We start from the raw sequence: 24,356 nt of genomic DNA, 5'->3' as shown, positions 1-24,356 counted from the left end.
CCGGGCGCAGACCCATCTTCTGTTCACGCTGTGCCAGACCATATAGCGCCGCGTCACACAAGGCAGTGGCCTAAATTGTCTCACCCATTGGGCGAGACGGGGTGTCGCACCCGGCGAGAAAGACACTATGTAGGGGGTCAATTGTAGGAGCTTGCCCGATGTCCGATACCGCCCCCTTCCGCCCGTTTGAGACCCACCTTGACGAAGCGGCCGCCCTGCGGGTGCTGCGCGCCGCGACAGAAGGCGCCGATGATGGAGAGCTGTTCCTGGAGCGGCGCCGGTCCGAGGTTCTGGTCTTCGACGATGGTCGGGTGAAGAACGCCTCCTACGACGCGGCCCAGGGCTTTGGCCTGCGCGCGGTGAAGGGCGAAGTGGCAGGCTACGCTCATTCCACCGAGATTTCCGAGGCAGCACTTTTGCGCGCGGCTGAGACGGCGCGGCTGGCTGTAGGCGATGGCGGCGGCAGCCTGGCCGACGCCCCGCGCGGCACGAATGAGAAGCTCTACACCGACGACGACCCCATGGCGGGCGCCGAGTTCGGCGTGAAACTGGAGACGTTGGCCGAGATTGACGCCTTCGCCCGCGCGCTTGATCCCCGGGTGGTGCAGGTCAGCGCCTCCATGGCGGCATCTTTGCAAGAGGTGGTGATCCTGCGCCCCGAAGGCGGCAGCGTCGCCGACACGCGCCCGATGGTGCGCCTGAACGTCTCGATCATCGTGGAAGAAAATGGGCGTCGAGAAAGCGGCTCGGCGGGCGGAGGTGGGCGTGTGGGCCTTGTGGGCCTGATGACGCGCGACCATTGGGAAGGCGTCGCGCGCGAGGCCCTGCGCGTGGCGGTCGTGAACCTGTCCGCCGAGCCTGCGCCCGCGGGCGTTATGGATGTGGCCCTCGGCCCCGGCTGGCCCGGCATCCTGCTGCACGAGGCCATTGGTCATGGCTTGGAGGGCGACTTCAACCGCAAGAAACAAAGCGCTTTCGCCGGGCTGATGGGCCAGCGGATCGCCTCCAAGGGCATGACCGTGCTCGACGACGGCACGATCCCGGATCGGCGCGGCTCGATCAGCGTAGATGACGAGGGCACGCCGTCGGAGGCGACGACATTGATCGAGGACGGCGTGCTGGTCAGCTACATGCAGGACCGCCAATCCGCCCGCCTGATGGGCGTGGCCCCCACCGGCAATGGGCGGCGCGAAAGCTACGCCCATGCGCCAATGACGCGGATGACCAACACCTACATGTTGGGCGGCGATACCGCGCCGGGCGACATCGTGGCGGACGTCAAGGACGGCATCTATGCGGTGGGTTTCGGCGGCGGCCAGGTCGATATCACCAACGGCAAGTTCGTCTTCAGCTGTACGGAGGCCTACCGGGTGAAAAACGGGGTCGTTGGCGCGCCGGTGAAGGGCGCCACGCTGATCGGCGACGGCGCAACGGCGCTGCAACAGATCCGCGCCATCGGCAACGACATGGCGCTGGACCCCGGCATGGGCAACTGCGGCAAGCAGGGCCAATGGGTGCCGGTGGGCGTCGGTCAGCCGACGCTGTTGATCGGCGGGCTGACGGTTGGCGGCTCTGCGGCCTAGCGCCTGGACAGAATGCCCAACCGCTTTGCCCCCCTCCGCACCCAGGCGCCCGTGCCCACGGGCCTCATGATCGTGGCGGGCCTGTCCTGCGTCTTCGTGCCGATCGTCCTGATGATCCCGCTTTACCTGGTCCTGGACGTCCGCACCCAGTCCTTGCCGCTGTTGGCCGAGGTCTTCGTGTTCTTCGGGTGGCTGCCCGGCCTCGTTGCTCTGCCCTTTGCCTTGGCTCTGGCCCATTGGGCCAACCGGAACGGGCTGAACGGCTGGCTCTTGCCGCTGATCGCGGGCGCGCTTTTGGGAGGCATCGGCGCGCTGGCAATTGACGGCGATTTCCATCTGTCTTTCCTAGCCGCGAGCATGACGCTTGGCGTGCTTCACGGGGCCTGTTTCTGGACCATGGCCCATGGCTTGTCGGTCCTGGCCGTGTGGAAGCAACAGCGGTGAGCTTTGCCTTGGCAGCGCACTCCCGCGCTTTTGCCTAAAACTCTTCACAAAGACTCCGCGCCTTCGCCTGGGATTGTTAATGTTTCGTTAACCCATCCAAGCAAACCCTAAGGCATGTGGACCGCACCCGATTCTCCGATGTCTGGCCAATGGGCCGAAACTCAGCAGCCGACCGATTGGTTCGACGCAGCCTTTCACGATGCGCCCGTGGCCTATACGCCGCCGCCCGCCCAAAGCGATGATGACCGTCTGCTGCGCCTACGCCTGATCCGCTCGCGCCGGGTGGGTCCGGCCACGTATCTGCGCCTGTTGGCCGAACACGGCAGCGCCGCCGCAGCGCTAGAGGCACTGCCCGAGGTGGCCGCTGCCGCAGGTGTCCAAAAATATGAAGTCTGCCCAGAGCCGGTGGTTCTAGCGGAATTGCGCGCCGCCGCCCGAGTGGGCGCGCGGATGATCTGTTTGGGGGATCCCGAATACCCAGAGACATTGGCCGAGGTCACCGATGCGCCGCCGGTTTTGTGGGCCATTGGTCGCACCAGCCTGATGGCGCGGCCCTGCGTCGCGCTGGTGGGCACGCGCAATGCCTCCAGCCTGGGCGCGCGGATGACGCGGAAGCTGGCGGCGGAACTGGGCGAGGCCGGTTTCACCGTCGTCTCGGGCCTGGCGCGCGGGATCGACGCGATTGCCCATGGAAAAAGCCTTGAGACCGGGACAATCGCGGTCATGGCGGGCGGGGTGGACGTCGTCTACCCGAGCGAAAACGCCGAGATTGCTGCCAAAATCGCAGAAACCGGTCTGCGCCTGTCCGAACAACCCCTCGGGCTGCAACCCCAGGCACGCCATTTTCCAAGGCGCAACCGCATCGTCTCGGGCCTGGCCCAGGGGGTGATCGTGGTTGAAGCCGCCGCGCGCTCGGGCTCCTTGATCACCGCGCGCTGCGCCGCGGATCAGGGGCGCGAGGTCATGGCCGTGCCCGGTCATCCAATGGATAGCCGCGCCTCGGGCGCCAATATCCTGCTGCGCGATGGCGCCACGCTGGTGCGCGGCGTGGACGATGTGATTGAAGCGCTCGGCCGCCCACAGGGGCGCGCAACACTGCCGGAGCGGGCACAGGAGCCGAAAAGCGTCACCCGAGATGAGGCGCAAGATGGCGGGTTGGAGGGGCGCATCCTCGCTCACCTCGGGCCCACGCCCGTGGCCGAGGATCAGATGATCCGCGACCTCGACGCCACGCCGCGCGAAATGGCCCAGGCCCTGGCGGTGCTAGAAATGTCAGGGCGCGTCACCCGGTCGGCGGGCGGCATGGTCAGCGCAGGCTAACAGCCATACTCTTGCAACAGCGTCCCGAAGGTCTCGCAGCGATACTGCCACCACCACACATCGGTCGATCCCATGCCAAAGTTTACGATCTGCCAATGATCCCCGTCCCGGACATAGAAGACCTCAAACCTCGGGCCATCGAACTCAAAGGGCTCTGCGTAGCGCCATTCCACCATCGGCGTGGTCGTCATGTCGATGTCCGCCCCGCCTGGACGCTGCGCCATAAGCCGGGCGAAGGCGATGTCGCCGTCGACCGACATCTCCAACACGCGAAACTCAAGGGGCGCACCCAGATCATAGGCGGCAAGCGGTCGGATGGTATCGAGCAATTCCCGGCGCAACTCGGACCCTCGCGGGGGCTCAAACGGCGCAGCCTGCGCCAGGGCTCCGAAACCCAAAAATATCGCCAATGTAGTCCCATAGAAAAGACGCATCCTTAACCTCCTTAATCAATGCTTCGACCCTACCCCGTCGCACACCGCATTGACATCCCACCCCAAGGCCCCACATGTTCCGCCGCCAGTCCCACTCCGTTTGAAAGTGATCCAAACATGCCCGTTGTTGTTGTCGAATCCCCGGCTAAGGCCAAGACAATCAACAAGTATTTGGGCAGTGATTACACGGTCCTCGCCTCTTACGGACACGTCCGCGACCTGCCGTCCAAGGACGGCTCGGTGGACCCCGAAGAGGGCTTCTTCATGAAGTGGGAGATTGGAAGTGATTCCAAAAAACACGTCAAAGCCATTGTCGATGCGCTCAAAGACGACAATTCCCTGATCCTTGCCACTGACCCTGACCGCGAGGGGGAGGCGATCTCTTGGCACCTGCAGGAAGCGCTGACATCCCGCAAGGCGATCAAGAAGGACACGCCGGTCAGCCGCGTGACGTTTAACGCGATCACCAAGGACGCCGTGACCAAGGCCATGGCCGAGCCGCGCCAGGTTGATATGGAGCTGGTAGAGGCCTATCTGGCCCGGCGCGCGTTGGATTATCTGGTGGGCTTCAACCTGTCACCGGTGCTGTGGCGCAAGCTGCCCGGAGCGAAATCCGCAGGCCGAGTGCAATCGGTCTGCCTGCGCCTGGTGGTCGAGCGGGAGATGGAGATTGAGGCGTTCCGCCCCCGCGAATACTGGTCTGTCCGCGCCGTGCTCGACACGCCACGCGGCCAGTCGATTGAGGCGCGCCTGACGGTTTTGGGCGGCAAGAAGCTCGACCGTTACGACTTGCCAAGCGCCGCCGAGGCAGGCCTTGCCGTTCAAGCCGTGTCTTCGCGCAAGCTGAAGGTGGCGGAGGTGGAGGCCAAACCCGCCAACCGCAACCCCTCGCCGCCCTTCATGACCTCGACCCTGCAACAGGAAGCCTCCCGCAAGCTGGGGATGGGCGCCAAGCAGGCGATGTCCACCGCGCAGCGGCTCTATGAGGCCGGTCACATCACCTACATGCGGACGGACGGCATCGACATGGCGCCCGAGGCCGTGGAGGACGCGCGCGGCGCGATCAAGGCGCGCTACGGGGACGACTATGTTCCCGGCAAGCCCCGGATATACAAGAATAAAGCCAAGAACGCCCAGGAAGCCCACGAATGTGTGCGCCCCACGGATATGTCGAAGGCCGCCGCCGATTTGAAGCTGTCCGAGGATGACCAGCGCAAGCTCTACGATCTGATCTGGAAGCGCACGATTGCGAGCCAGATGGAGGCGGCGCGGTTGGAGCGGACCACGGTGACGATCGCCTCCGACGACCGCGACGTGGAGCTGCGTGCGACCGGTCAGGTGATGCTCTTTGACGGCTTTCTCAAGGTCTATGAGGAAGGCCGCGATGACGCGGGCGATGACGAAGACAGCAAGCGCCTGCCCCAGGTTCACAAGGGCGACGCGCTGACCCACGTGGCCCAGGCTTTGGCGGCGGACTACGCCAAATTCTCGGGCGCGGCGGATGATGTCGTGGAGGACGACGCAACGCCAAGCGGCGATGTGCGCCGCTCCAAAGGCGCGATCCTATCGGCCTCTGGCGCCGTGTTGGGCCAGCAACATCACACTGCCCCCCCGCCCCGTTACACCGAGGCGACGCTGGTCAAACGGATGGAAGAATTGGGCATCGGGCGCCCCTCCACCTATGCCTCGATCATGGACACGATCCAGAACCGCGGCTACGTCCTGAAGGACAAGGGCCGTCTGATTCCCGAGGACAAGGGCCGTCTGGTGACGGTATTTTTGTCCAATTATTTCAACCGTTACGTCCAATATGACTTCACGGCTGATCTGGAACAACAACTCGATGAAGTCAGTGCGGGCGACCGGCACTACAAGGATGTGCTGGATCGGTTCTGGCGCGATTTTCATGCCGCCATCGCCGAAACCGCTGATCTGCGCATCGGCGAGGTGCTCGACAAAATCAACGAGGTGTTGGAGCCGCACCTGTTCCCCGATCCCGGCGACGGTACGGACCCGCGCCTTTGCCCCAACTGCGGCATCGGACGCCTGTCCATGCGCACCGCGCGCGCAGGTGGCGCCTTCATCGGTTGTTCCGCCTACCCCGAGTGCCGCTACACGCGACCCTTCGGCCCGCCAGATCCGGAGGCCGAGGCCTCGGCCATTCCGCCTGACGGCAAGCTGCTCGGCGAGGACGCGGGCGACGAGATCCGTATCTTCAAGGGCCGCTTCGGCCCCTACGTTCAGCGCGGCGCGGTCACGGAAGAAAACAAGAAGCCGCCGCGCCAGTCTGTTCCTAAGGATTGGCCACCAGAAGAGCTGGATCTGGAACGCGCGTTGATGCTGCTTTCGCTTCCGCGCGAGATCGGGCCTCACCCCGAAGACGGCATTATGGTCTGGTCCAACATCGGGCGCTACGGACCGTATCTGAAGCACGCGGAAAGCACATCCGATAGGGGCGGCACCAACGCCAACCTCGAAAGCCTTGATGAGGTCTTCACTGTCGGCATGAACCGCGCCGTGCAACTTCTGGCCGAAAAGGTCGCCTCACGTGGCGGGCGCGGGCAAGCGGCCAAGCCGTTGCGTGAATTGGGCGAACACCCCGACGCAGGCGGGCCGGTCAATGTGATGAAGGGCAAATATGGACCTTACGTGAAGTGGGAAAAGATCAACGCCACCATCCCCGACACGATTGAACCCGACGCGATTACCATCGACCAAGCGGTGGAACTGATTGCAGAGCGCGCTGCGAAGTCCGGTAAGAAGAAGCCCGCCGCCAAGAAGAAACCGGCAGCAAAAAAGAAGACGGCTGCGAACAAGAAGGCGACCTGAGGGGCGCGCGGCGAGTTTTCGGGCGACCAAGCCTTGATCTTCCCGCCGACGCGTCCGACATCCTGACTATGTCCGATGCACCCCCTTTGTCGCCGAACCCCGCTGCCCTCGATTTTCTGCTGTCGCGGCGCTCGCGTCCGCCCCGGATGTTGGGCGACCAGGCACCGGACCGGGAGACGCTGCGCACCTTGTTGACCGCCGCCGTGCGCGTGCCGGATCACGGCAAGCTAGAGCCCTGGCGGTTCATCGTGCTGGACGCGCCCGCCTGCAAACGCCTGGCAACGCTGACCAAAACGCGCGGCGCAGAGCTTGGGATTGACCCAGACCGTCTCGATAAAGCCTACACCGGGTTCGTCGGGGCCCCGTTGATCGTGGTCGTCGTCTCCAGCCCAAAGCACCATCCGATGGTGCCCGAAGCCGAGCAATTTGCCTCTGCCGCGGGGGTCTGTTTGTCACTGGTGAACGCCGCGCTTGCCGCCGGGTGGGGCGCCGTTTGGTTAACCGGTTGGCGCGCCACGGACCGCCCGTTTATGACGCAAGGCTTGCAGCTTTTCCCCCATGAAACTGTCGCGGGCTATGTCCACATAGCCAATGAGGCGCGTGTTCCCCCGGACCGCCCGCGCCCCAACATCGACGCGCTCACCACTTGGGTAGATACATGATTATCAACGCTTTTCTCAAGGCCCTCGGCCAATTGACCGATAGCCGCTTCTTAGGTGTCTTGGGTCTTGGCATCGGCCTGACGGTAGCTCTTCTGGTGGCTTTCTATGCCGCCTTCGCGCTGGCCATTGGCTGGATGCTGCCCGACAGTTTCACCCTGCCCTGGATCGGCGAAATCACCTGGGTCGACAATGCGTTAACCTTTGCGGGCATTCCGCTGATGCTGCTTCTGTCGATCTTCCTGATGGTCCCGGTCGCCTGCGCGTTCATGGGCATCTTCCTGGAACGCGTCGCAGGCGCGGTCGAGGACAAACACTACAAGGGCCTGCCGCCGTCACGAGAGTTGTCGATCGGCGAAGCCCTCGCAGATGTAGCAAAATTCCTTGGCGTCTTGACCCTCGTGAACCTTGTCGCGCTGATCCTTTACCTGATCTTCGCCCCCCTCGCCCCGATCCTGTTCTGGGTCGTGAACGGCGTTCTTCTGGGCCGCGAGTACGGCCAGATGGTCGCCCTGCGTCGGGAAAATTCAGCGGGCGCTGCCGCGTTCCGCAAGCGCAACCGGCCCACGTTGTTCCTGGCGGGCGTCTTGATGACCGTTCCGCTGACCATCCCGGTCGTGAACCTGCTGGTTCCGATCCTCGGTGCCGCGACCTTCACCCACCTCTACCACATGCTGAACGGCACGAGCCCTAACGCGGTGTCGAGCCCAGGCCGAACCGCGTAAAGAGGTCAATATCTTCGAGCGTTATCAGCTCGAAGACGATGATCGACGCGATCACCGCCCAGATGCCCGCGGCAAAGATGCTGGTCCAGATCACCCGCGTTTTCATTTTCGCATTGACCGGAGCGGAGCCATGGGTGCCTGAAACACGCTCGCCTGCCTCGTCCTGGCTTGTGACCCGCACCTGAAGCGAAATCAGCAGCGTCATGAACCAGATGATCGCGTAAAGGACGATGCCGGTGACAACGCCCATCAGACCTGCTCCAACTCGACCAGAGTGCCGGTGAAATCCTTCGGGTGAAGGAAAAGAACCGGCTTGCCATGGGCGCCAATCTTGGGGTCACCGGTGCCCAGAACGCGAGCGCCCTCGGCCTTTAGCCTGTCACGGGCCACTAGGATATCTTCAACCTCATAACAGATATGATGGATGCCTCCCGCAGGATTCTTTTCCAAAAACGAAGCTATGGGCGAGTTATCCCCAAGCGGGTAAAGCAGCTCGATCTTGGTGTTGGGCAGGGTGATGAAGATGACGGTCACGCCGTGATCAGGCTCGTCCTGAGGCGCGCCGACATCGGCACCCAGCGTGTTGCGGTAAAGGGCGGCTGCCGCGTCGAGGTCCGGCACAGCGATGGCAACATGGTTCAGGCGTCCGATCATGGGGGCTCTTCCGATTAAGGGGCTTTGCAGGGGATATGGCGCGATGGGCGCGCGGGGGCAAGGTCGGGCGATGTCGCATCGGGGTGTCTGTTTACGGATCGTAAACCTTGAGTGTGCGACACATTGAAAGTGTGAAGGAATCGCGCCCAACCCAATGGACCCGTTATGGATGATCGACTGAAAGAATTTGACCTCCGCCCGCAACCCACGGCAGAACGCCCTTTGTTGGGCCTTACGATCCTTGTTGTCGAAGACAGTCGATACGCCTCGGAAGCGATCCGCTTGATGAGCTTGCGCTCAGGCGCGCGCCTGCGCCGCGCCGATTGCCTTGCCTCGGCGGAACGGCACCTGAACGTCTATTCCCCTACCGTTGCGATCGTTGACCTGGGGCTGCCCGACGGGTCCGGTCTGGATCTGATCAAATCGATGGCCGAGACAAAGCCTCGCGTGCAGGTGATCCTGGGCACTTCCGGCGCCGAGCGGGAGGCAGCGGAGGCCAGCGTCCTGGCCAACGGCGCAGACGGTTTCATCGCCAAGCCCGTGTCCACGATTGCCGAGTACCAGGCCGCCATCCTGGCTCACCTTCCCGATGCACAACGCCCGTCCGGGCCCCGTGCCGCCCAAATCGTCAGCGTTGATCCCGATCCCCTCGCCCTACGCGAAGACCTCAGCCATGCGATGGATTTGCTTGCCCTCGACAGCCCGCCGGTCGGCTACCTTCGACGCTTCCTGATTGGCCTTGCACGCGCCGTAAAGGATCAACCGCTGGAAAAGCACGCCCATGACATGGCCGATACCCTAGGGGCCCCCGACCGCGCGGCGTTGCGCGCGGTCCTGTCGGGACGCATCCAGGCGGTTGCGGGCGTCGTTTAATCCTGCGGGATGACGCGCAGACCAAGCTCCATCAGCTGATCCGGCATCGGGTCTGACGGCGCATTCATCATCAGATCTTCGGCCCGCTGGTTCATCGGGAACAAGATCACTTCGCGAATGTTCGCCGTATCCGCCAGCAGCATCACGATCCGGTCGATACCGGCGGCACAGCCCCCGTGCGGCGGCGCGCCATATTGGAAGGCATTGACCATGCCGCCGAAACGCTTGCGCACCTCATCCGCGCCGTAACCCGCCAGTTCAAACGCCTTGAACATGATCTCGGGCTGGTGGTTCCGGATCGCGCCGGACACCAGCTCATAGCCATTGCAAGCCAAGTCATATTGGTAGCCCAGGACGGATAGCGGGTCACCCTCCAGCGCGGCAAGTCCGCCTTGCGGCATCGAGAACGGGTTGTGAGAGAAGTCGATCTTCCCCGTCTCTTCATCCGCCTCATACATCGGAAAATCGACGATCCAGGCAAAGGCAAAACGGTTCTGCTCGGTCAGGCCAAGCTCGTCCCCAATCACGGTACGCGCACGGCCTGCCACGGCCTCAAACTGCGCCGGTTTACCGGCCAGGAAGAACGCGGCATCGCCGACGCCGAGGCCCAACTGCTGACGGATCGCTTCCGTCCGCTCCGGCCCGATGTTCTTGGCCAGCGGTCCTGCGGCCTCCATCCCCTCGCCCTGATCGCGCCAGAAGATGTAGCCCATGCCCGGCAGGCCTTGTTCTTGCGCGAACTTGTTCATCCGGTCGCAGAACTTGCGTGACCCGCCCGTGGGCGCCGGAATCGCCCGCACCTGCGTGCCTTCCTGCTCCAATAACTTGGCGAAGATCGCGAAGCCGGAGCCCGCGAAATGCTCGGACACGACCTGCATCTTGATCGGGTTGCGCAAGTCCGGCTTGTCGGTGCCGTACCACAGCGCGCTATCGGCATAGCTGATCAGCGGCCAGTCCTGATCGACGCTTGCGCCCTCGCCGAACTCCTCGAAAACACCGCGCAGGACGGGCTCGATCGTGTCGAAGACGTCCTGCTGCTCCACAAAGCTCATCTCCAGATCGAGCTGGTAGAAATCCGTAGGCGAGCGGTCGGCGCGCGGATCTTCATCGCGGAAGCACGGCGCGATCTGGAAGTATTTCTCGAATCCCGAGACCATCAACAGCTGTTTGAACTGCTGCGGAGCCTGCGGCAGGGCGTAGAATTTGCCCGGATGCTGGCGCGAGGGCACCAGGAAGTCTCGCGCGCCTTCCGGCGAGGACGCCGTGATGATCGGCGTCTGAAACTCGCGAAATTCCTTGTCCCACATGCGTTTGCGGATGCTCGACACCACGTCCGAGCGCAGCATCATGTTGTTTTGCATCTTCTCGCGCCGCAGGTCGAGGTAGCGGTATTTTAGGCGCGTTTCCTCAGGGTATTCCTGATCGCCGAACACCTGAAGGGGCAGTTCAGCCGCCGCGCCCAGAACTTCGAGATCACGAATGAACACTTCAATCTCGCCGGTGGGCAGCTTGTCGTTCACCAAGGCCGCGTCGCGGGCCTTCACCTCGCCGTCGATGCGGATACAGAACTCGGCCCGCAGTTTCTCGACCTCGGAAAACACCTGGCTGTCGGGGTCGCAGAGCACCTGGGTGATGCCAAAGTGGTCGCGCAGATCGATGAAGATAACTCCACCGTGGTCACGGCGGCGATGCACCCAACCCGAAAGGCGGATCGTCTCGCCCACATTGGCGGCGGTCAGGGCGGCACAGGAATGGCTGCGATAGGCGTGCATCGGGGGTACTCCGGGGTGGTTTTGCGGTGTCGGATAGACCGCCCAGAGCCCGCGAAGTCAAGTCCGAGCGCGAAGGCCGGGCGGTGGGCGGTGGAAATGCCTGTTTTGCAACCGAGATGGTGTCAGAGCTGACACGCCAGCGCGCGGGAAACGGCATCTTGGCTGAACGCGCCGAGGGGACGGGCGTCAAGCGCGCCGTCCAAGAGGCTCGTCGCCATCACGCGGCTCCAACCGCGGTTGGCGGTGATCATCTCCGGCCCCGCGCCGCAGTCACGCAGGCCGCCGGTGATGAACGGCTCGCCGATGCGGTGGTTGGTGAGGCCTTCCAGCGCGGCGACTTCCACAAGTTGGTCCTGCCCGGTCAAACCGCCCGGCACGTAACGCCAGACGCGCAGGGTGCGCGCAAGGTGGGGGCGGTCGATGTAGCCGATCTCGATCATCCCGTCGCTGTCCAAATCGGCGGCCCCGATGGGCGCCAACCAGCGGTTGGAGCGCCCGATGAAGGGCGTGGCCGCAATCTGATGAAGGCCTTCGCCGTCGTCCGAGATACCATAGATCGCCAGCTGCGCGCCGAGGCGCTGGTGGCTCTGCACCACGATGATCTCGGGCCGTCCGTCGAGGTTGAGGTCCACCAACCGGGGTGCTGTGTCTTCAAACACCAACTCGGACGGTAGCTCGACAGACTGATCACCGCAGGGCGTGATCGCGACGTCAGTGTAGACGTGCAGCCGCGTCCCCTCAACGGCGTCGCCCAGAACCCCATGGGCGTAACGGGTCGTGGGTCCGTCGTACCAGGCAAGCGTCCCGTCGCTCCAGGGCGTGCTCAGGCTCTCGGGCATCTGCGTGGCTTCATGGGCCGCAACGGTGCATCCAAGCGCGCCGCCCGCCGACGCCAGCCCCAGGCACAGCCCTATCCACGCGCCGCGGGCGCACTCTCTCCCGATGCGAGACAGCAGTCGCGGCGCCATCGTGGCCTCAGATCTGTTTCTCGGGCATCTGGACAACCAGGCCGTCCAATTCATCCGTGACCTTCAACTGGCAGGTCAAACGGGACCGGGCGGTATCAGGCTCGAACGCGAATTCCAGCATGTCTTCTTCCATCGGGTCGATGGCGGGCAGCTTGTCCACCCAGGCCGGGTCCACGTAGACGTGGCAGGTCGAACAGGCGCAGGCACCGCCGCAATCGGCCTCGATCCCCGGAATGGAATTGTCCCGCGCGCCTTCCATAACGGTCAGCCCGGTGGCGACCTCCACCTCGTGCTTGGTGCCGTTGTGTTCGATGTAGGTGATCTTGGCCATGGTCCGCCCCTGAAAAACTGTGTCGCTCCTAGGTAATACGGGTGCGCGCGCCTTTCCAGCACGAATGCGCCCCTTGCATCCGCTTCTGCATGTTCTATTTTTGTTCCAAATGGAACCCGTATCACGCCCTCCAGAATGGCCACGCCCACCCGCCTGCCTGCCGCACCACCTGTTGCATCTGCCGGCGGAGGGGGCACGGATTGCCGTCGCGGGCCTTGTGCTGGTGCGCCAGCGCCCCGGCACCGCCAAGGGCGTGATCTTCATCACGCTGGAGGATGAGTTTGGCGTCTGCAACGTCGTGGTCTGGCAAAAGCTCTACCAACAGTACCGCCGCGCGGTGATTTCGGGACGGCTGTTACGGGTCACAGGCCGCATTCAAAGAGACTCGGGCGTGACCCATGTGGTGGCCGAACATGTGGAGGATATCTCGCCCATGCTGGACGCGCTGGTGGCGCTGCATGAGCCAACACGCGCCGGTGATCAGCCGTGACGCTTCCCTGGCGACAGGTTTTCCGCTAGGCTGCCGCAAAACAAAATCAGGACGTTGAGCAGTCCCATGCGCAAAATGATAATCTTGGCCGCCCTAGGCGGTCTTGCGGCGTGCCAATCGGCCCCGCCTGAAGACAGTTTCACCTCGGTCATCGACCCCAGCACCAACTCCGGGTCCGGCGGCGTGCAGGTCAGCCGAGGCGTCGGTCCACCGGACGCCAATCCCCAAAGCTGTTACGGGCGCGAGATCGAGCCTGCGGTGATCGAGACCGTGACCGAACAATTGATGGTCGAGCCCGAGCAGTTGGACCGCAACGGCAACGTCCGCCGCCCCGCCGTCTTCGTGACCGCGACCGAGCAGCGGATCATCGAAGACCGGACCGAAACCTGGTTCGAGACACCCTGCGCCATGGAAGGCAACGTCGAATACATCGCCAATCTTCAGCGCGCCCTGACCGCACGCGGACACTACGGCGGCGCCGCCACCGGCATGATGAACCGCGCCACGGTGCAAGCGATCCGCGCCTATCAGCAGCCCCAGGGCCTGGACAGCGGCGTGTTGTCCCTGGCCGCCGCGCGCCAGCTTGGTCTGTCGGTCTGGGATCCGGAACAATCTGAGGGCTGAGCAGCACCGGCCCCGAAAGAAAAGCCCCCGGACGCTCTGACAGCGCGCCGGGGGTTTCTTTTGCCTCCGCAGAAGGCTTCAGATCAGCCCTTGATGCTGAGCGCCATGAAACGCGGGTTGCCGTCGCGGCGGATCAGCAGCAGGATCGTCTCCTGCCCCGCCTCATCGGCGGTATCGATGCGCTCTTGCAACTCGGCCACAGTGCCAACGGGGGCCTGGGTCACCTCGGTGATGATATCGCCCACCTGCAGGCCCATTTCAGCCGCGTCCGAGATCGGGTCGATCATCGTGATCACCAATCCGCGCTCAACGTTCATGGCGTCCAGTTCGGTGCGCAGCTCGTCGGTCAGGGGCGTCAGCGTCATGCCCAGAACCACGCTGGCGGGACCCTCATCCGGCGTATCGCCCACCTCGGGCGCCGCCGCAGCTTCCGCCGTTTCGCGACGGCCAAGGGTGATGCGCAGGGTCTCGGTCCCGCCGTCGCGGAACACCATGACGCGCACGGTCTCGCCCACGGTGCTATCGCCGACCACGCGGACCAGGCCACGGGTGTCCTGCACCTCGTTGCCATCAAACGTCAGGATCACGTCACCAACCTCGATGCCACCATCGAGCGCCGGGCCCGTGGGCACATCAGTGACCATCGCGCCGCGCGCCTCTTCCAGGCCAAGGGCCTCGGCCATTTCCGGCGTTACGTCCTGGATGCGCACGCCAAGCCAGCCGCGCCGGGTTTCGCCGAACTCCCGCAGCTGCTCGACCACGTTGACAACAACGTCCGAGGACATCGCAAAGCCGATGCCGATGGAGCCGCCGGTGGGCGACAGGATCGCGGTGTTCACGCCGATGACCTCGCCGTCGAGGTTGAACAGCGGGCCGCCGGAGTTGCCCTGGTTAATCGCCGCGTCGGTCTGGATGAAGTCATCATAGGTGCCGCTCAGCGAGCGTCCGAAGGCGGAAACCACACCGACCGAGACAGAAAAGCCCTGCCCCAGCGGGTTGCCCATCACCATCACCCAGTCGCCGACCCGGTGGTCAGAGGCGACGCCGAAGGGCACGAAGGGCAGCGGCTCTTCGCTTTCGACGCGCAAAAGCGCGATGTCGGTGTTGGGATCGGTGCCAACGAGTTCGGCAACAAGCTCCGTCCCGTTGCGGAACTCGATCATGATCTCGTCAGCGCCCTCGATGACGTGGTTGTTCGTCACCAGGTAGCCATCCTCCGAGATCACGAAGCCGGATCCCAAGGCCTGGCTGCGCCGCGGCGCGGGACCATCGCGGTCGCCACCATCGGGGCCAAGGAAGTCATTGAAAAAGTCCTCCAACGGAGAGCCCTCGGGCACCAGCGGTGCCGGGCCACCGGCGCGACCGGCGACAACGGAAGACGTTGTGATGTTGACCACGGCGTCGCCAACCTGATCGACCAGATCGGCAAAACCCGGCAGGGCCGCGTTCTGGGCGCGGGCGGGCAACGCAGAGACCATAACAGCCAGCGCGGTCAGCGCGGCGACAAGGGCGCCAATCGCAATGCGGGCGTCAAACCGCGCCGAGGGCGTTGCGGCAACCGCGCGCGCCCGGTCCTGCTGATGAAAACGCTCATGTTGAGGGGGTATTGGGGGTCTTGAGTGGATCGTCACGGCAAATAGCCTCCTGAAAACCGTCGGGCAGGCACGTCTGCCCTCTCATCATATTTTGGGCTCCCGCGCGGGTAATCAAGTTATGGAAACCCGACCCTTGCCTCGCTAATCGTCACATGGACGTGAACATGGGACGCCTTTGGGAACAAGGGTGCCACGGGGTTCGGTGCAAACCAACGCATATTTTTGAGGCATCGGCAGAAACCAGCGCCTGAAAGCAGGCTCAACGCTCAAGAGGTTAACACGGGCCTCGTTGCCACCGGACAACGGGCTTCAAGGCGAGACCAAGTCTAGAAGACACCCTTCTCTTTCGCCAAAAGCGCCGCCTGGGTGCGGTTGTTCACGTCCAGCTTTGCAAGTATGTTCTTCACATGGAGCTTCACGGTGACTTCCGCCAGATCCAGCGCGCGGGCGATTTGCTTGTTGGAGGCGCCGTTGCACAGATGCTCCAGCGTTTCCATCTCCCGCCCGGATAACCCCATGAAGCTTTCGCGTTTCTCGGGCTTTGCCTCCGCAAATCCGAAGGGAAAGTACTGCTCGCCGGACAGAACAAAGCGGATCGCGTTGACCATGGATTTCGCGGGCGCAGATTTGGGCAGGAACCCCCTGGCGCCGACGGTCATGGCCTTCTGCGCAACGTCAGATGTGGCAATGCCGGACATCAGGACAACCTTGATGTGGGGGTAAGCCTTCGCCACGGCTTCCAGCCCTGCAAGGCCGTCCATGCCGGGCATATTGTAGTCCAAGAGCACAAGATCGAAGGGGATTTGCCCGGCAAGCAGCGTCTGCGCTTCGGGGAGGCTAGGCGCGGTCTCGACGTGAAAGTCATCCTGCTGGCCCAGGTAGGCCGCGATGGTATCGCGCACCAGGTCGTGATCATCGGCTACAAGTATGTTTGGCATGCTCGGGCTTCTTCTTCGTGTGATGCCTTAGTCTAGTTTCAAAAAATGGCCTCTACGAGGCAAACCTATACCAAAGTATATAGACCTATCCTCATTCTCATGCCGCGCTGTGAACCGGCTGATGCTAACAAGCCCCTCGTATGCTTCGCACAAAGGTCTTGCCCCATGATCCGTCCCCTCCTTCTGGCTGTCACGGCGACGGCAGCGCTGGCAACTTCTTTGGCCGCGCAGGACCCGAGGGCCCTTCAAGTGTCCGCTCAGGGTGGGTTCGTAAGCACGTTTACGCTCGCCGACCTTGATGCCCTGGAGCAGGTGACGATTACCACGACGACGATCTGGACGGAGGGGGAGGTCACCTTCACAGGCCCTTCCTTGAGCGACGTGCTGGAGGCTGCTGGATCCTCAGGCGACGTCCTGACGCTGACCGCGCTAAACGACTATGCGATCGAGATGCCTGCCCCGGCGGAGGGTGATCCCTTTCCGATTGTGGCCACAAGGCTGGACGGCGCGCCGATGTCGGTTCGGGACAAAGGCCCTTTCTGGATCGTGTTTCCCTATGATAGCGACCCGGCGTTTCAGACCGAAACGATCTACGCACAAAGCATTTGGCAACTTGACCGGATTGAGGCTTTGGATTGAGCGCCCGCTCATAATAGGTTGCGCAGCACGCAACGACGGGAGGCAAGGGCATCGTCACCACAGAGCGCAGGCGCGTCGGCGTCCTGATCGGGGTTCCGATCCTCATTTTGTTGCTGGGGCTGCTAGGTGCGAACCTTGTCCGTGAGTTGCGCGGGTTGTCGACGGCGGATGCGGACAACCTGCAATGGACTATCCTTCAGGTCGAAACCGAGGTCGCAAATCTTGACACAACTCTGACAGATGCCGCCGTAAGCGACGCTCCGGATTTGGGCGAGGTGCGCCTTCGCGCGGACATTGCGCTCAGCCGGTTGTTGATCATCGGTCGCGGCGAAGCGCGCGCGTTGTTTCCCGACGAAAGCGCGCCGCTGTGGGGTCGGGTCACGGCCTACCAAGATGCCGTCATTGCAATCCTTGATGCAGATCCGGATCTGTCACTGGCCGATATCACAACCCTGCGAGACCTGACCCGCGACATCCGCCCCGACATGCGGGATCTCGTTCTGACCGGGCTGGAGGCCGGCACACGGCGGGCCGAGGCGCGGCGCGCTGGGTTTGCGAGACTGTTAACCCTGACGGGTGCAATCGCGATTGCGGTCATCCTGGGCCTGACCGGCGTGCTCATCTTCCTTGATCGCCTGTTGACCCGAGCGGATGTGAGGGATGCGCAGTTGAACGCGTCAACGGCGCGTCTGGGCTCGACCGTCGAGGCCTCTCTGGACGCCATCGTGACGGCCAATGAGGCCGGAGAGATTGTCGAGTTCAATACTTCGGCCGAGCGGATTTTCGGGTGGAACCGGAATGAAATCCTCGGCCGCAAAATGGATGACACGATCATCCCCCACCACCACCGCGCCGCCCATGCGGCGGGGATGGAGCGGTATCTGGCGACCCATGATGCCCACGTCGTCGATGCGGGCCGGGTGGAGCTTTCGGCATTGCGGAAATCCGGGGAAGAGTTTCCGGTGGAGCTGAACATCACCTCCGTCCAAACTGCGGAGGGAGAGCTGTTCGTCGCCTATCTTCGCGACATTTCGGTGCGAAAGATCAATGAGCAAAAGCTGATCGACGCGCGTGACAAGGCCGAGACCATGGACCGGGCCAAGTCGCAATTCCTGGCGGTGATGAGCCACGAGATGCGCACACCGCTCAATGGCATCCTTGGGGTCCTGGACCTGATGCGCCAGACCAAACTGACCAAGCAACAGGACCGCTACGCGCGCGTGGCTTCCGCCTCGGGCGAGATATTGTTGGAGCATGTGAACGAAGCGCTGGACATCACGCGGATCGAAATGGGGTCGATGCAGCTGTCGCCTTATCCTTTTGATATGCGCCCGATGGTGGAGGGCATCACCGATGTGTTGTCGCCCTTGGCGCAGGAAAAGGATCTGGGTCTGGCGGTGGAGGTCACCCCCGGCATGGACCGTGTGTTTGATGGCGATGGCGGGCGGATTGGGCAAATCCTCACCAACCTGATCGGCAACGCGATCAAGTTCACGGACCAGGGCACGATCCACGTCGTGGTCGACGGAATCCATGGCGCCGATGACACAAACGCCACCATTACCGTGACCGACAGCGGGCGCGGCATTCCAAAAGAGCATCTGGAGGATGTCTTCGAGGATTTCGTGGCCCTCGCCCATTCCGAGGGGCGGCAGGTACGCGGAGATGGGCTTGGCCTGTCGATCTCTCGCAAAGTGGCCCGGCTGATGGGGGGCGATCTGACGGTTCAATCGGAGGTGGGGATCGGCAGCACCTTCACCTTGCGTGTTCCATTGCGGCGGGCTCAAAGAGTCAGTGAAACCGAGGGGAAACCGAAGACACAGGCGCCCAACACAACAAGCAAATCGATCCTTGTCGTAGAGGACAATGCGATCAACCGCTCCGTCCTGCGGGATATGTTGGAGCGGATCGGCCACAATGTGACCGAGGCCGCCGACGGGTTGCAAGGGTTGCAGACGGCCCAGGCAAGCGCCTTTGATCTGATCATCATGGATGTCTCCATGCCCGTGATGGACGGGATTGAGGCCGTGCGGCGCATCCGAAGCGAGGCGGGCCCCAACAAATCCACCCGCATCCTTGGGCTCACGGCCCATGGCCGCGAAGAATACCGCGACCGGGCACTCAAGGCAGGTATGGACGGGTTTTTCACCAAGCCGATCCGGTTCTCTGTCCTGCGCGATTTGGTGGCTGAGACGTCTGTCGCGTCCCCGGGCGTGCCTTCGGAAGATGGCTTGGATGCGGTCGTTCTTGACGATCTTGTCTCGGCCTTGGGGGCGGAAAAGGTATTGCGCACCGCTCAAACCTTCGCAGCCGAGTCCACATCGGCCATCGCGACGCTGACCGCGTCCGGCACGGATGTGCCGGCGGTCCTGCACAAGATGCGCGGCGGGGCGGCCTTGTTAGGTCTGCAGCCCTTGGTCGCGCTAATCGACGCCACTGATCCCGCAAGCCCGGACGTCGCCGCCCTGCGCGGTGCGGTTGAAGACTGCGCCAATGCCCTGCGCGCCCATCTCAAGACCCACGCCTAAAGGCAGGGACGGCCTATCCCTCGGTATAGGCGCCCCTGCCGATCTATCCGCAAACCTATCCCTCGGTGCGCCCACTCTAGTGAGATTTGTCCGTAGATCCTTGTCCATCGAAACGAGGGCACGCCCAAGGAGGCGGCCAGAAAAACCTAAAGGACAAAGACCATGACCAAGAATATTCTCATCATCGGCGGCGACGGTTTCTGCGGCTGGCCCGTCGCGTTGAACCTGTCCAAGCAGGGCCACAACGTCACCATCGTGGACAACCTCTCGCGCCGCTGGATCGACAAGAAAATGGGTGCCGACAGCCTGACGCCCATCGCCACCGTAGAAGAGCGCCTGGAAGCCTGGCACGAGATCACCGGCCTGACGATCAATTTCGAGTGCATCGACGTCGCCCGCGAATTTGACCGCCTGACCGGCCTGCTGGCCGCCTTCAAGCCCGACACCATCATCCACTTCGGCGAGCAGCGCGCCGCCCCCTATTCCATGAAAGGGATCGAGGAGAAGCGCTACACCGTCGACAACAACATCTCGGCCACCCACAACCTTCTGGCCGCCGTGATCGAACTGGGTCTGGACCCTCACATGATCCACCTCGGCACCATGGGCGTCTACGGCTACGACGACGACGGCATGGAGATCCCCGAGGGCTATCTGCGCGTGTTCGTCCCCGGAGACGACAAGCAGATCTTCCAGCGCGATATTCTCTACCCGACCAACCCGGGCAGCGTGTACCACATGACAAAGTCCATGGATCAGCTGCTGTTCCAATTCTACGCCAAGAACGACCTTCTGCGGATCACCGACCTGCACCAGGGCATCGTCTGGGGCACCCAGACCGATGAGACCAAGCTGGACGCGCGTCTGATCAACCGCTTCGACTACGATGGCGATTATGGCACCGTGCTGAACCGTTTCCTGATGCAGGCCACCGTCGGCCACCCGCTGACGGTCCATGGCACGGGCGGTCAGACCCGCGCGTTCATCCACATCAAGGACACGGTGAAGTGCATCTCCCTGGCTGTGGAGAACCCGCCCGCCAAGGACGGCCGCGTCAAGATCATGAACCAGATGACCGAGACGCACACCGTCCGCTCCCTCGCTAATCTCGTGGCCGCTAACACGGGCGCAGAGGTTGCCATGGTCGACAACCCTCGCAACGAGGCGGCAGAGAATGGCCTGCGCGTGTCCAACGCCTCTTTCATTGATCTGGGCCTGGAGCCCGTGACGCTGGCCTATGGCCTGATGGAAGAAACCCAGGACATCGCGGCGAAATACGCGGACCGTTGCCTGATGCACTCGATCCCCTGCGTGTCCACCTGGACCGAGAACCAGCGCCCCGGCGTTGTCACCCTCGACAAGAAAGCCGCCTGATCCTGACCCTCTCGCAGAGGTCAGCCCCGCGTGGAGGTGGGGCTGGCTCTCGCGTGTCTGGCAAGGCCCCGTGCAAAGGTTGGGACAATGCGATTGATTGGCATCGGGCTTCTGGCGTTTCTGCTTGCGGGGCTGGCCCTCCTGCTGGCGCGCTCGGAAATGGTCGGGCAGACGTGGCGCGCTGTGCGCACCCTGACCGAGGGGCCGCAACTGCGGTTTGAGACGCCCATGGCCGCCGAGGCCCAGCGCGGCGCGGCGCAAGCCATCATCCGCCGCGCAGGCCCTGCCGCGCCGCTTATTCTATCAGGACTACCCGCCTACCAGGGCGCTGTGTTTCATATGCCAATCGACGCGCGCCCGACATCTGGATACCTCCAAATCGATGCGACATCGCAAGTGCTGGACGGGGTCGAGGGGGTGCTGCGCATCTCCATCGACAACACCCGCCGGGCCGAGGTGTTGCTGCATCCAGGTGAGGCGGCGCGTGCCGTGCGGATCGAGCTCACAGCAGCCGATATCGCACGCGCCCAGCTGGTCGTCTCTTTCTCGCTGCTGGGAACGGGCTCCGACGCCGTTTGCACTGCGGACCACGCCGTTGAGGCCGTGGTCGAGATCGAGACGACCAGCGCTTTATACCTCTCCCTCGACGCGCCGCTGGAAACGCCCCGCGACCGCATGGCGACCTGGGGCAACCAGCTTCGGCTGCTGTGGGACGGTCAGGCGCAGGGGTTGTTGCGCGCGGTAGAGGCCAGACGGGCGGGCTTGCAGGTTCTGTTTGTTTCAGAAACAGGGCTGTCCGCCGCCGACGTGGACGCAGTGCTGGCGGATCTGCGGGCCACCCCCGCGCCGATGCAGCCTGAGTTTGCGTGGTCCGAGGCATTGGCGGACGGCGGCGGCCTTCACGGGCTGCGCCGGTTTCATGGCAGCACCACGTGGCGGCTGCGCTATGATCTGGCGCGGGCGCAGCGCCCGAACCTGCCCGGCGTCCTTGAGCTGTCCATGGCCATCCCCCGCCATCCCATGGGCGCGGATTGGCAGCTGACCGTCACCCATGATGACCGCCTATTGGCGCATTTCACCGGCGACGCCGACCAAACCCACCTGCAAGAACGCATCGCGATCCCGCGTCGGGCGGGTTTGCGCCATGTGATCGAGATCACGCTCACCTCCACCTTCCAGCCCACAGGCACCTGCAACGATGGCCCCGAGGTCTTGGCCGAGATCCTGCCGGAAACGCGGATCATTCCCGCCACCGACATGGCCAACAATCCCGTCGCCCTTTTGCGAAACGGCTTGGCGCGTGGCGCAGCCATCGCGGTTGCGGTCGCCGGGAACCTGAACACCGCCGAGGCCGATGTTGCCACGGACCTGCTGCAAGCCGTGCTGCCTTCGCAGCCGCTGGCCATCGCGTCCGATGCCGCGCCAATCGTCGGCGTGTTGCCCCGAGGCGCACGCCTGTCCGACGACCCCGAGGCCGGGTTGTGGCTGATGTTTCGCGACAGCGAAGGGGACCTGGTGACCGTACCCGCCGCCGACTACGCCGGGCGCACCCTTACGGCGGTGTCCCTTCTGGTCGACCTGTCAGGGGGCGCGTCATGAGCGACGCCAACGACAACCGCGACAAGATCGCCTTCATCTCTGTCGACAGCGCGCCGAAACGGTTTGCGGGGTTCGTGTCGCCCTGGCGCGGGCCGGCGATGCTGGTGCTGTTCACCGCCATCGTCGTCGCGCTTCTATTGGCCGTCAACTCATCCCCCGGCGCCGCAGTCTTCCCCAACCGCGACCTCGTCTTCTCCCCCTATGAGGGGCGTCATTCCATTGCGATCCGCATCTTCCTGATCGCCTTCTTCATCGCTTTCGCGGCGATTTGTTCGGGCGATTGGAAGGCCAAGATCCTCTTCGGCCTCGACATGGTGCTAACCTATGCCCTGATCTGCGCGGTCTTTGACCTCGCCAATGTCGTCGGGTTCATGGCCGCCGACATCGCCTTTTCGCTGCACTTCAGCGCCATCGCGTCGGGCCTTTTGGGGTTCTGCATCTACTCATGGAAGCTGTTGGAGCGGGGCCTGATGCCCGTCCGCATCCCGGTCGAGCATCGTCCCACCAGCAACCGTCGAGCCATTGTCCGGCTGCTGGTGACCATCGCCATCGCCATCGCCGTGTCCGTCTGGGTCACCGCGCTACAACTGCCCGCGGTGGAGGTCATGCGGTCGTGGACCATGCTTGGCGGGATCGGGCCGGGCGTCTTCCTTGTTTTGCCGGTCCTCTTCGCGCAGCTCTACGCGCTCGCGATCTGGGATGTGAAGACGGCCAAGACCCCCAAGTTCAATCCCCCGGTGTCGATCATCGTGCCCGCCCACAATGAAGAATACATCATCGAAAACACCATCCGCGCCATGGACAAAGCCGCCGCCCATTACGGCGGAGAGGTTCACATCCTGATCATGAACAACAACTCCACCGACGCCACGGAAGAAATCGCGCGCGCCGCCCTGGCGTCCTGCAACGCAGCCCAGGGCCGGGTGATCAACGTGCCGAAACCGGGGAAATCCAACGCCCTGAACGATGGATTGGACGCCGCCGAGACGGAGTTCCTGGTGCGCGTCGATGCCGATACACTGGTGGGCGAAGACAACCTGACCCGCGCCATGCCCTATTTCACCAACCCCGCCGTGGGTGTGGTGGGCGGCGTCCCGGTCCCGCCCGGCGGCGCGCTGTTCGACCGCGCGCGGCTGTTGGAGGTTCTGGTAAAACACGGGTTCTATTCCGTCGCCATGGGGGCCGTGAACGGCGTGGTCGGCATCCCCGGCATGTTCGTCGTCTACCGCACCGAACACCCCCGCTATCTGGGCGGCTTCGTTGAGGGGATGAATGGCGAGGACACCGACGTCTCTCTCAGGATCGGCGAGCTTGGCTATCATTCCGTCGTCGACCCCAAGATCCGCTACATCTCTGAAGTGCCGTCCGCTTATGAGCATATGCGCGAACAGCGGATGCGCTGGTTCCGCTCAATCTATCACATCTCGTCGCGCTGCCGGGACCTGATCTACTCGGGCAATGGGTCGCTGCGGGGCAAGATCATCCTGCCATACATGCTGGTGAACTCTGCCCGCCGCGCGATGCTGGTGCCGCTGGTCATCTTTGGCGCTTTGGAGTGCATTTTTGGCTTCAACCCGGACAGTCCCATCGTCTGGCAGTCCGTTGTCGCAGTGACCACCGGCGCACCTGCCATCATGGCGGTCGCAGCGTCTTTGCTGAACGGCGTGCCCAAAGGAATTCTGGCCTTACCGGAGTATCTGATCTTCCGGGTCCTCCGCGCCTATTTCACCCTTGAGTCAATGATGAGCATCCTTATTGGCCACGACGCAGAGTCGATGGAAACCGCCACCAAGAAGAACGTGGTCCCCACCGGCCCCGTGCGCGTCGCTTGATTGCGGCGCGACAGAAAGGGCTCGGCATTCCTCTGCAAAGGTCCCTCGGCCGCGCGTCGGCAAATAAATCAACGCGCTTTGCCGTGATGCACTGCTGCCAGAAGTCCGTTCCTAAGCGGGCCCGCGACTTTCTAACTCCCTTACC

22 protein-coding genes are annotated in these 24,356 nt (G+C 63.3%); 14 read left to right on the top strand and 8 right to left on the bottom strand.

The features are described 5' to 3' along the window. The first annotated feature begins 158 nt into the window (after positions 1-158). The 3 genes from tldD to dprA all read left to right on the top strand — a co-directional run bounded on the left by tldD (position 159) and on the right by dprA (position 3,347). Positions 159-1,583: a metalloprotease TldD gene (gene tldD / locus AC6I9R_RS07845; protein WP_461425016.1), complete on the top strand. Its 1,425-nt coding sequence runs from the start codon at positions 159-161 to the stop codon at positions 1,581-1,583. A 12-nt stretch (positions 1,584-1,595) separates the two neighbouring features. Beyond that, positions 1,596-2,027 (top strand): hypothetical protein, encoded by a 432-nt coding sequence (locus tag AC6I9R_RS07840; protein WP_497863088.1) that lies wholly within the window; start codon positions 1,596-1,598, stop codon positions 2,025-2,027. A gap of 114 nt (positions 2,028-2,141) precedes the next feature. Next, positions 2,142-3,347 (top strand): DNA-processing protein DprA, encoded by a 1,206-nt coding sequence (dprA, locus tag AC6I9R_RS07835; protein ID WP_461425014.1) that lies wholly within the window; start codon positions 2,142-2,144, stop codon positions 3,345-3,347. On the opposite strand, the gene AC6I9R_RS07830 is transcribed toward dprA, so the two are convergent. Further along, positions 3,344-3,781 carry a hypothetical protein gene (locus AC6I9R_RS07830; protein ID WP_461425013.1) on the bottom strand — a complete coding sequence of 146 codons (438 nt, stop codon included), beginning with the start codon at positions 3,779-3,781 and terminating at the stop codon, positions 3,344-3,346. The genes dprA and AC6I9R_RS07830 overlap by 4 nt on opposite strands. Before the next feature lie 117 nt (positions 3,782-3,898). Here AC6I9R_RS07830 and topA point away from each other — a divergent pair, with 117 nt between their 5' ends. The 3 genes from topA to AC6I9R_RS07815 all read left to right on the top strand — a co-directional run bounded on the left by topA (position 3,899) and on the right by AC6I9R_RS07815 (position 7,994). Further along, positions 3,899-6,610, top strand: a complete 2,712-nt coding sequence (gene topA / locus AC6I9R_RS07825) for a type I DNA topoisomerase (RefSeq protein WP_461425012.1) — start codon at positions 3,899-3,901, stop codon at positions 6,608-6,610. A gap of 68 nt (positions 6,611-6,678) precedes the next feature. Continuing rightward, the gene (locus AC6I9R_RS07820) at positions 6,679-7,272 is read left to right on the top strand and encodes a nitroreductase family protein (RefSeq protein WP_461425011.1); all 594 of its coding nucleotides are present in this window, start codon (positions 6,679-6,681) and stop codon (positions 7,270-7,272) included. Continuing rightward, complete coding sequence (locus tag AC6I9R_RS07815) at positions 7,269-7,994, top strand: EI24 domain-containing protein (protein WP_461425010.1); 726 nt, start codon at positions 7,269-7,271, stop codon at positions 7,992-7,994. Before AC6I9R_RS07820 ends, AC6I9R_RS07815 begins: the two co-directional genes overlap by 4 nt. Here the strand turns inward: AC6I9R_RS07815 and AC6I9R_RS07810 are convergent. Next, positions 7,960-8,244 (bottom strand): DUF1467 family protein, encoded by a 285-nt coding sequence (locus tag AC6I9R_RS07810; protein ID WP_461425009.1) that lies wholly within the window; start codon positions 8,242-8,244, stop codon positions 7,960-7,962. The two genes, AC6I9R_RS07815 and AC6I9R_RS07810, sit on opposite strands and share 35 nt — an antisense overlap. Beyond that, positions 8,244-8,648, bottom strand: coding sequence for a methylmalonyl-CoA epimerase (gene mce, locus AC6I9R_RS07805; protein ID WP_461425008.1), 405 nt, complete (start codon positions 8,646-8,648; stop codon positions 8,244-8,246). Before mce ends, AC6I9R_RS07810 begins: the two co-directional genes overlap by 1 nt. A gap of 165 nt (positions 8,649-8,813) precedes the next feature. On the opposite strand from mce, the gene AC6I9R_RS07800 reads away from it, so the two are divergent. Further along, positions 8,814-9,521, top strand: coding sequence for a response regulator (locus AC6I9R_RS07800; RefSeq protein ID WP_461425007.1), 708 nt, complete (start codon positions 8,814-8,816; stop codon positions 9,519-9,521). Here AC6I9R_RS07800 and aspS read toward each other — a convergent pair. The 3 genes from aspS to AC6I9R_RS07785 form a co-directional block, all read right to left on the bottom strand. Further along, the gene (gene aspS / locus AC6I9R_RS07795) at positions 9,518-11,293 is read right to left on the bottom strand and encodes an aspartate--tRNA ligase (protein WP_461425006.1); all 1,776 of its coding nucleotides are present in this window, start codon (positions 11,291-11,293) and stop codon (positions 9,518-9,520) included. The genes AC6I9R_RS07800 and aspS overlap by 4 nt on opposite strands. 122 nt (positions 11,294-11,415) lie before the next feature. Next, positions 11,416-12,261 (bottom strand): FG-GAP repeat domain-containing protein, encoded by an 846-nt coding sequence (locus AC6I9R_RS07790; RefSeq protein WP_497863087.1) that lies wholly within the window; start codon positions 12,259-12,261, stop codon positions 11,416-11,418. Between the two features lie 7 nt (positions 12,262-12,268). Beyond that, positions 12,269-12,592 (bottom strand): 2Fe-2S iron-sulfur cluster-binding protein, encoded by a 324-nt coding sequence (locus AC6I9R_RS07785; RefSeq protein ID WP_461425004.1) that lies wholly within the window; start codon positions 12,590-12,592, stop codon positions 12,269-12,271. 109 nt (positions 12,593-12,701) lie between these two features. On the opposite strand from AC6I9R_RS07785, the gene AC6I9R_RS07780 reads away from it, so the two are divergent. Both AC6I9R_RS07780 and AC6I9R_RS07775 read left to right on the top strand, forming a co-directional pair. Further along, complete coding sequence (locus tag AC6I9R_RS07780) at positions 12,702-13,082, top strand: OB-fold nucleic acid binding domain-containing protein (RefSeq protein ID WP_461425003.1); 381 nt, start codon at positions 12,702-12,704, stop codon at positions 13,080-13,082. Between the two features lie 66 nt (positions 13,083-13,148). Further along, complete coding sequence (locus AC6I9R_RS07775; RefSeq protein WP_461425002.1) at positions 13,149-13,706, top strand: peptidoglycan-binding domain-containing protein; 558 nt, start codon at positions 13,149-13,151, stop codon at positions 13,704-13,706. A gap of 83 nt (positions 13,707-13,789) precedes the next feature. On the opposite strand, the gene AC6I9R_RS07770 is transcribed toward AC6I9R_RS07775, so the two are convergent. Both AC6I9R_RS07770 and AC6I9R_RS07765 read right to left on the bottom strand, forming a co-directional pair. Then, entirely contained in the window at positions 13,790-15,337 is a 1,548-nt protein-coding gene (locus tag AC6I9R_RS07770; protein ID WP_461425001.1) for a Do family serine endopeptidase, read from the bottom strand. Positions 15,338-15,627: 290 nt separating this feature from the next. After that, on the bottom strand, positions 15,628-16,239 hold the full coding sequence (locus tag AC6I9R_RS07765) for a response regulator transcription factor (RefSeq protein WP_461425000.1): 612 nt from the start codon (positions 16,237-16,239) through the stop codon (positions 15,628-15,630). Positions 16,240-16,404: 165 nt separating this feature from the next. Here AC6I9R_RS07765 and AC6I9R_RS07760 point away from each other — a divergent pair, with 165 nt between their 5' ends. From AC6I9R_RS07760 to AC6I9R_RS07740, 5 genes are all read left to right on the top strand, one after another. Then, the gene (locus AC6I9R_RS07760) at positions 16,405-16,878 is read left to right on the top strand and encodes a putative pterin-binding protein (RefSeq protein WP_461424999.1); all 474 of its coding nucleotides are present in this window, start codon (positions 16,405-16,407) and stop codon (positions 16,876-16,878) included. 155 nt (positions 16,879-17,033) lie between these two features. Further along, complete coding sequence (locus tag AC6I9R_RS07755) at positions 17,034-19,406, top strand: hybrid sensor histidine kinase/response regulator (RefSeq protein WP_461424998.1); 2,373 nt, start codon at positions 17,034-17,036, stop codon at positions 19,404-19,406. A 162-nt stretch (positions 19,407-19,568) separates the two neighbouring features. After that, a complete protein-coding gene (locus tag AC6I9R_RS07750; RefSeq protein WP_461424997.1) occupies positions 19,569-20,780 on the top strand; it encodes an NAD-dependent epimerase/dehydratase family protein in 1,212 nt (403 codons plus the stop codon). Between the two features lie 87 nt (positions 20,781-20,867). Then, the gene (locus AC6I9R_RS07745) at positions 20,868-22,379 is read left to right on the top strand and encodes a cellulose biosynthesis cyclic di-GMP-binding regulatory protein BcsB (RefSeq protein WP_461424996.1); all 1,512 of its coding nucleotides are present in this window, start codon (positions 20,868-20,870) and stop codon (positions 22,377-22,379) included. Further along, positions 22,376-24,211: a glycosyltransferase family 2 protein gene (locus tag AC6I9R_RS07740; RefSeq protein WP_461424995.1), complete on the top strand. Its 1,836-nt coding sequence runs from the start codon at positions 22,376-22,378 to the stop codon at positions 24,209-24,211. Before AC6I9R_RS07745 ends, AC6I9R_RS07740 begins: the two co-directional genes overlap by 4 nt. Positions 24,212-24,356: the final 145 nt, after the last annotated feature.

Source organism: Gymnodinialimonas sp. (assembly GCF_059726805.1).
Note: the sequence above shows the minus strand (reverse complement) of the source record. Positions and strands in the feature narration are given on the sequence as shown.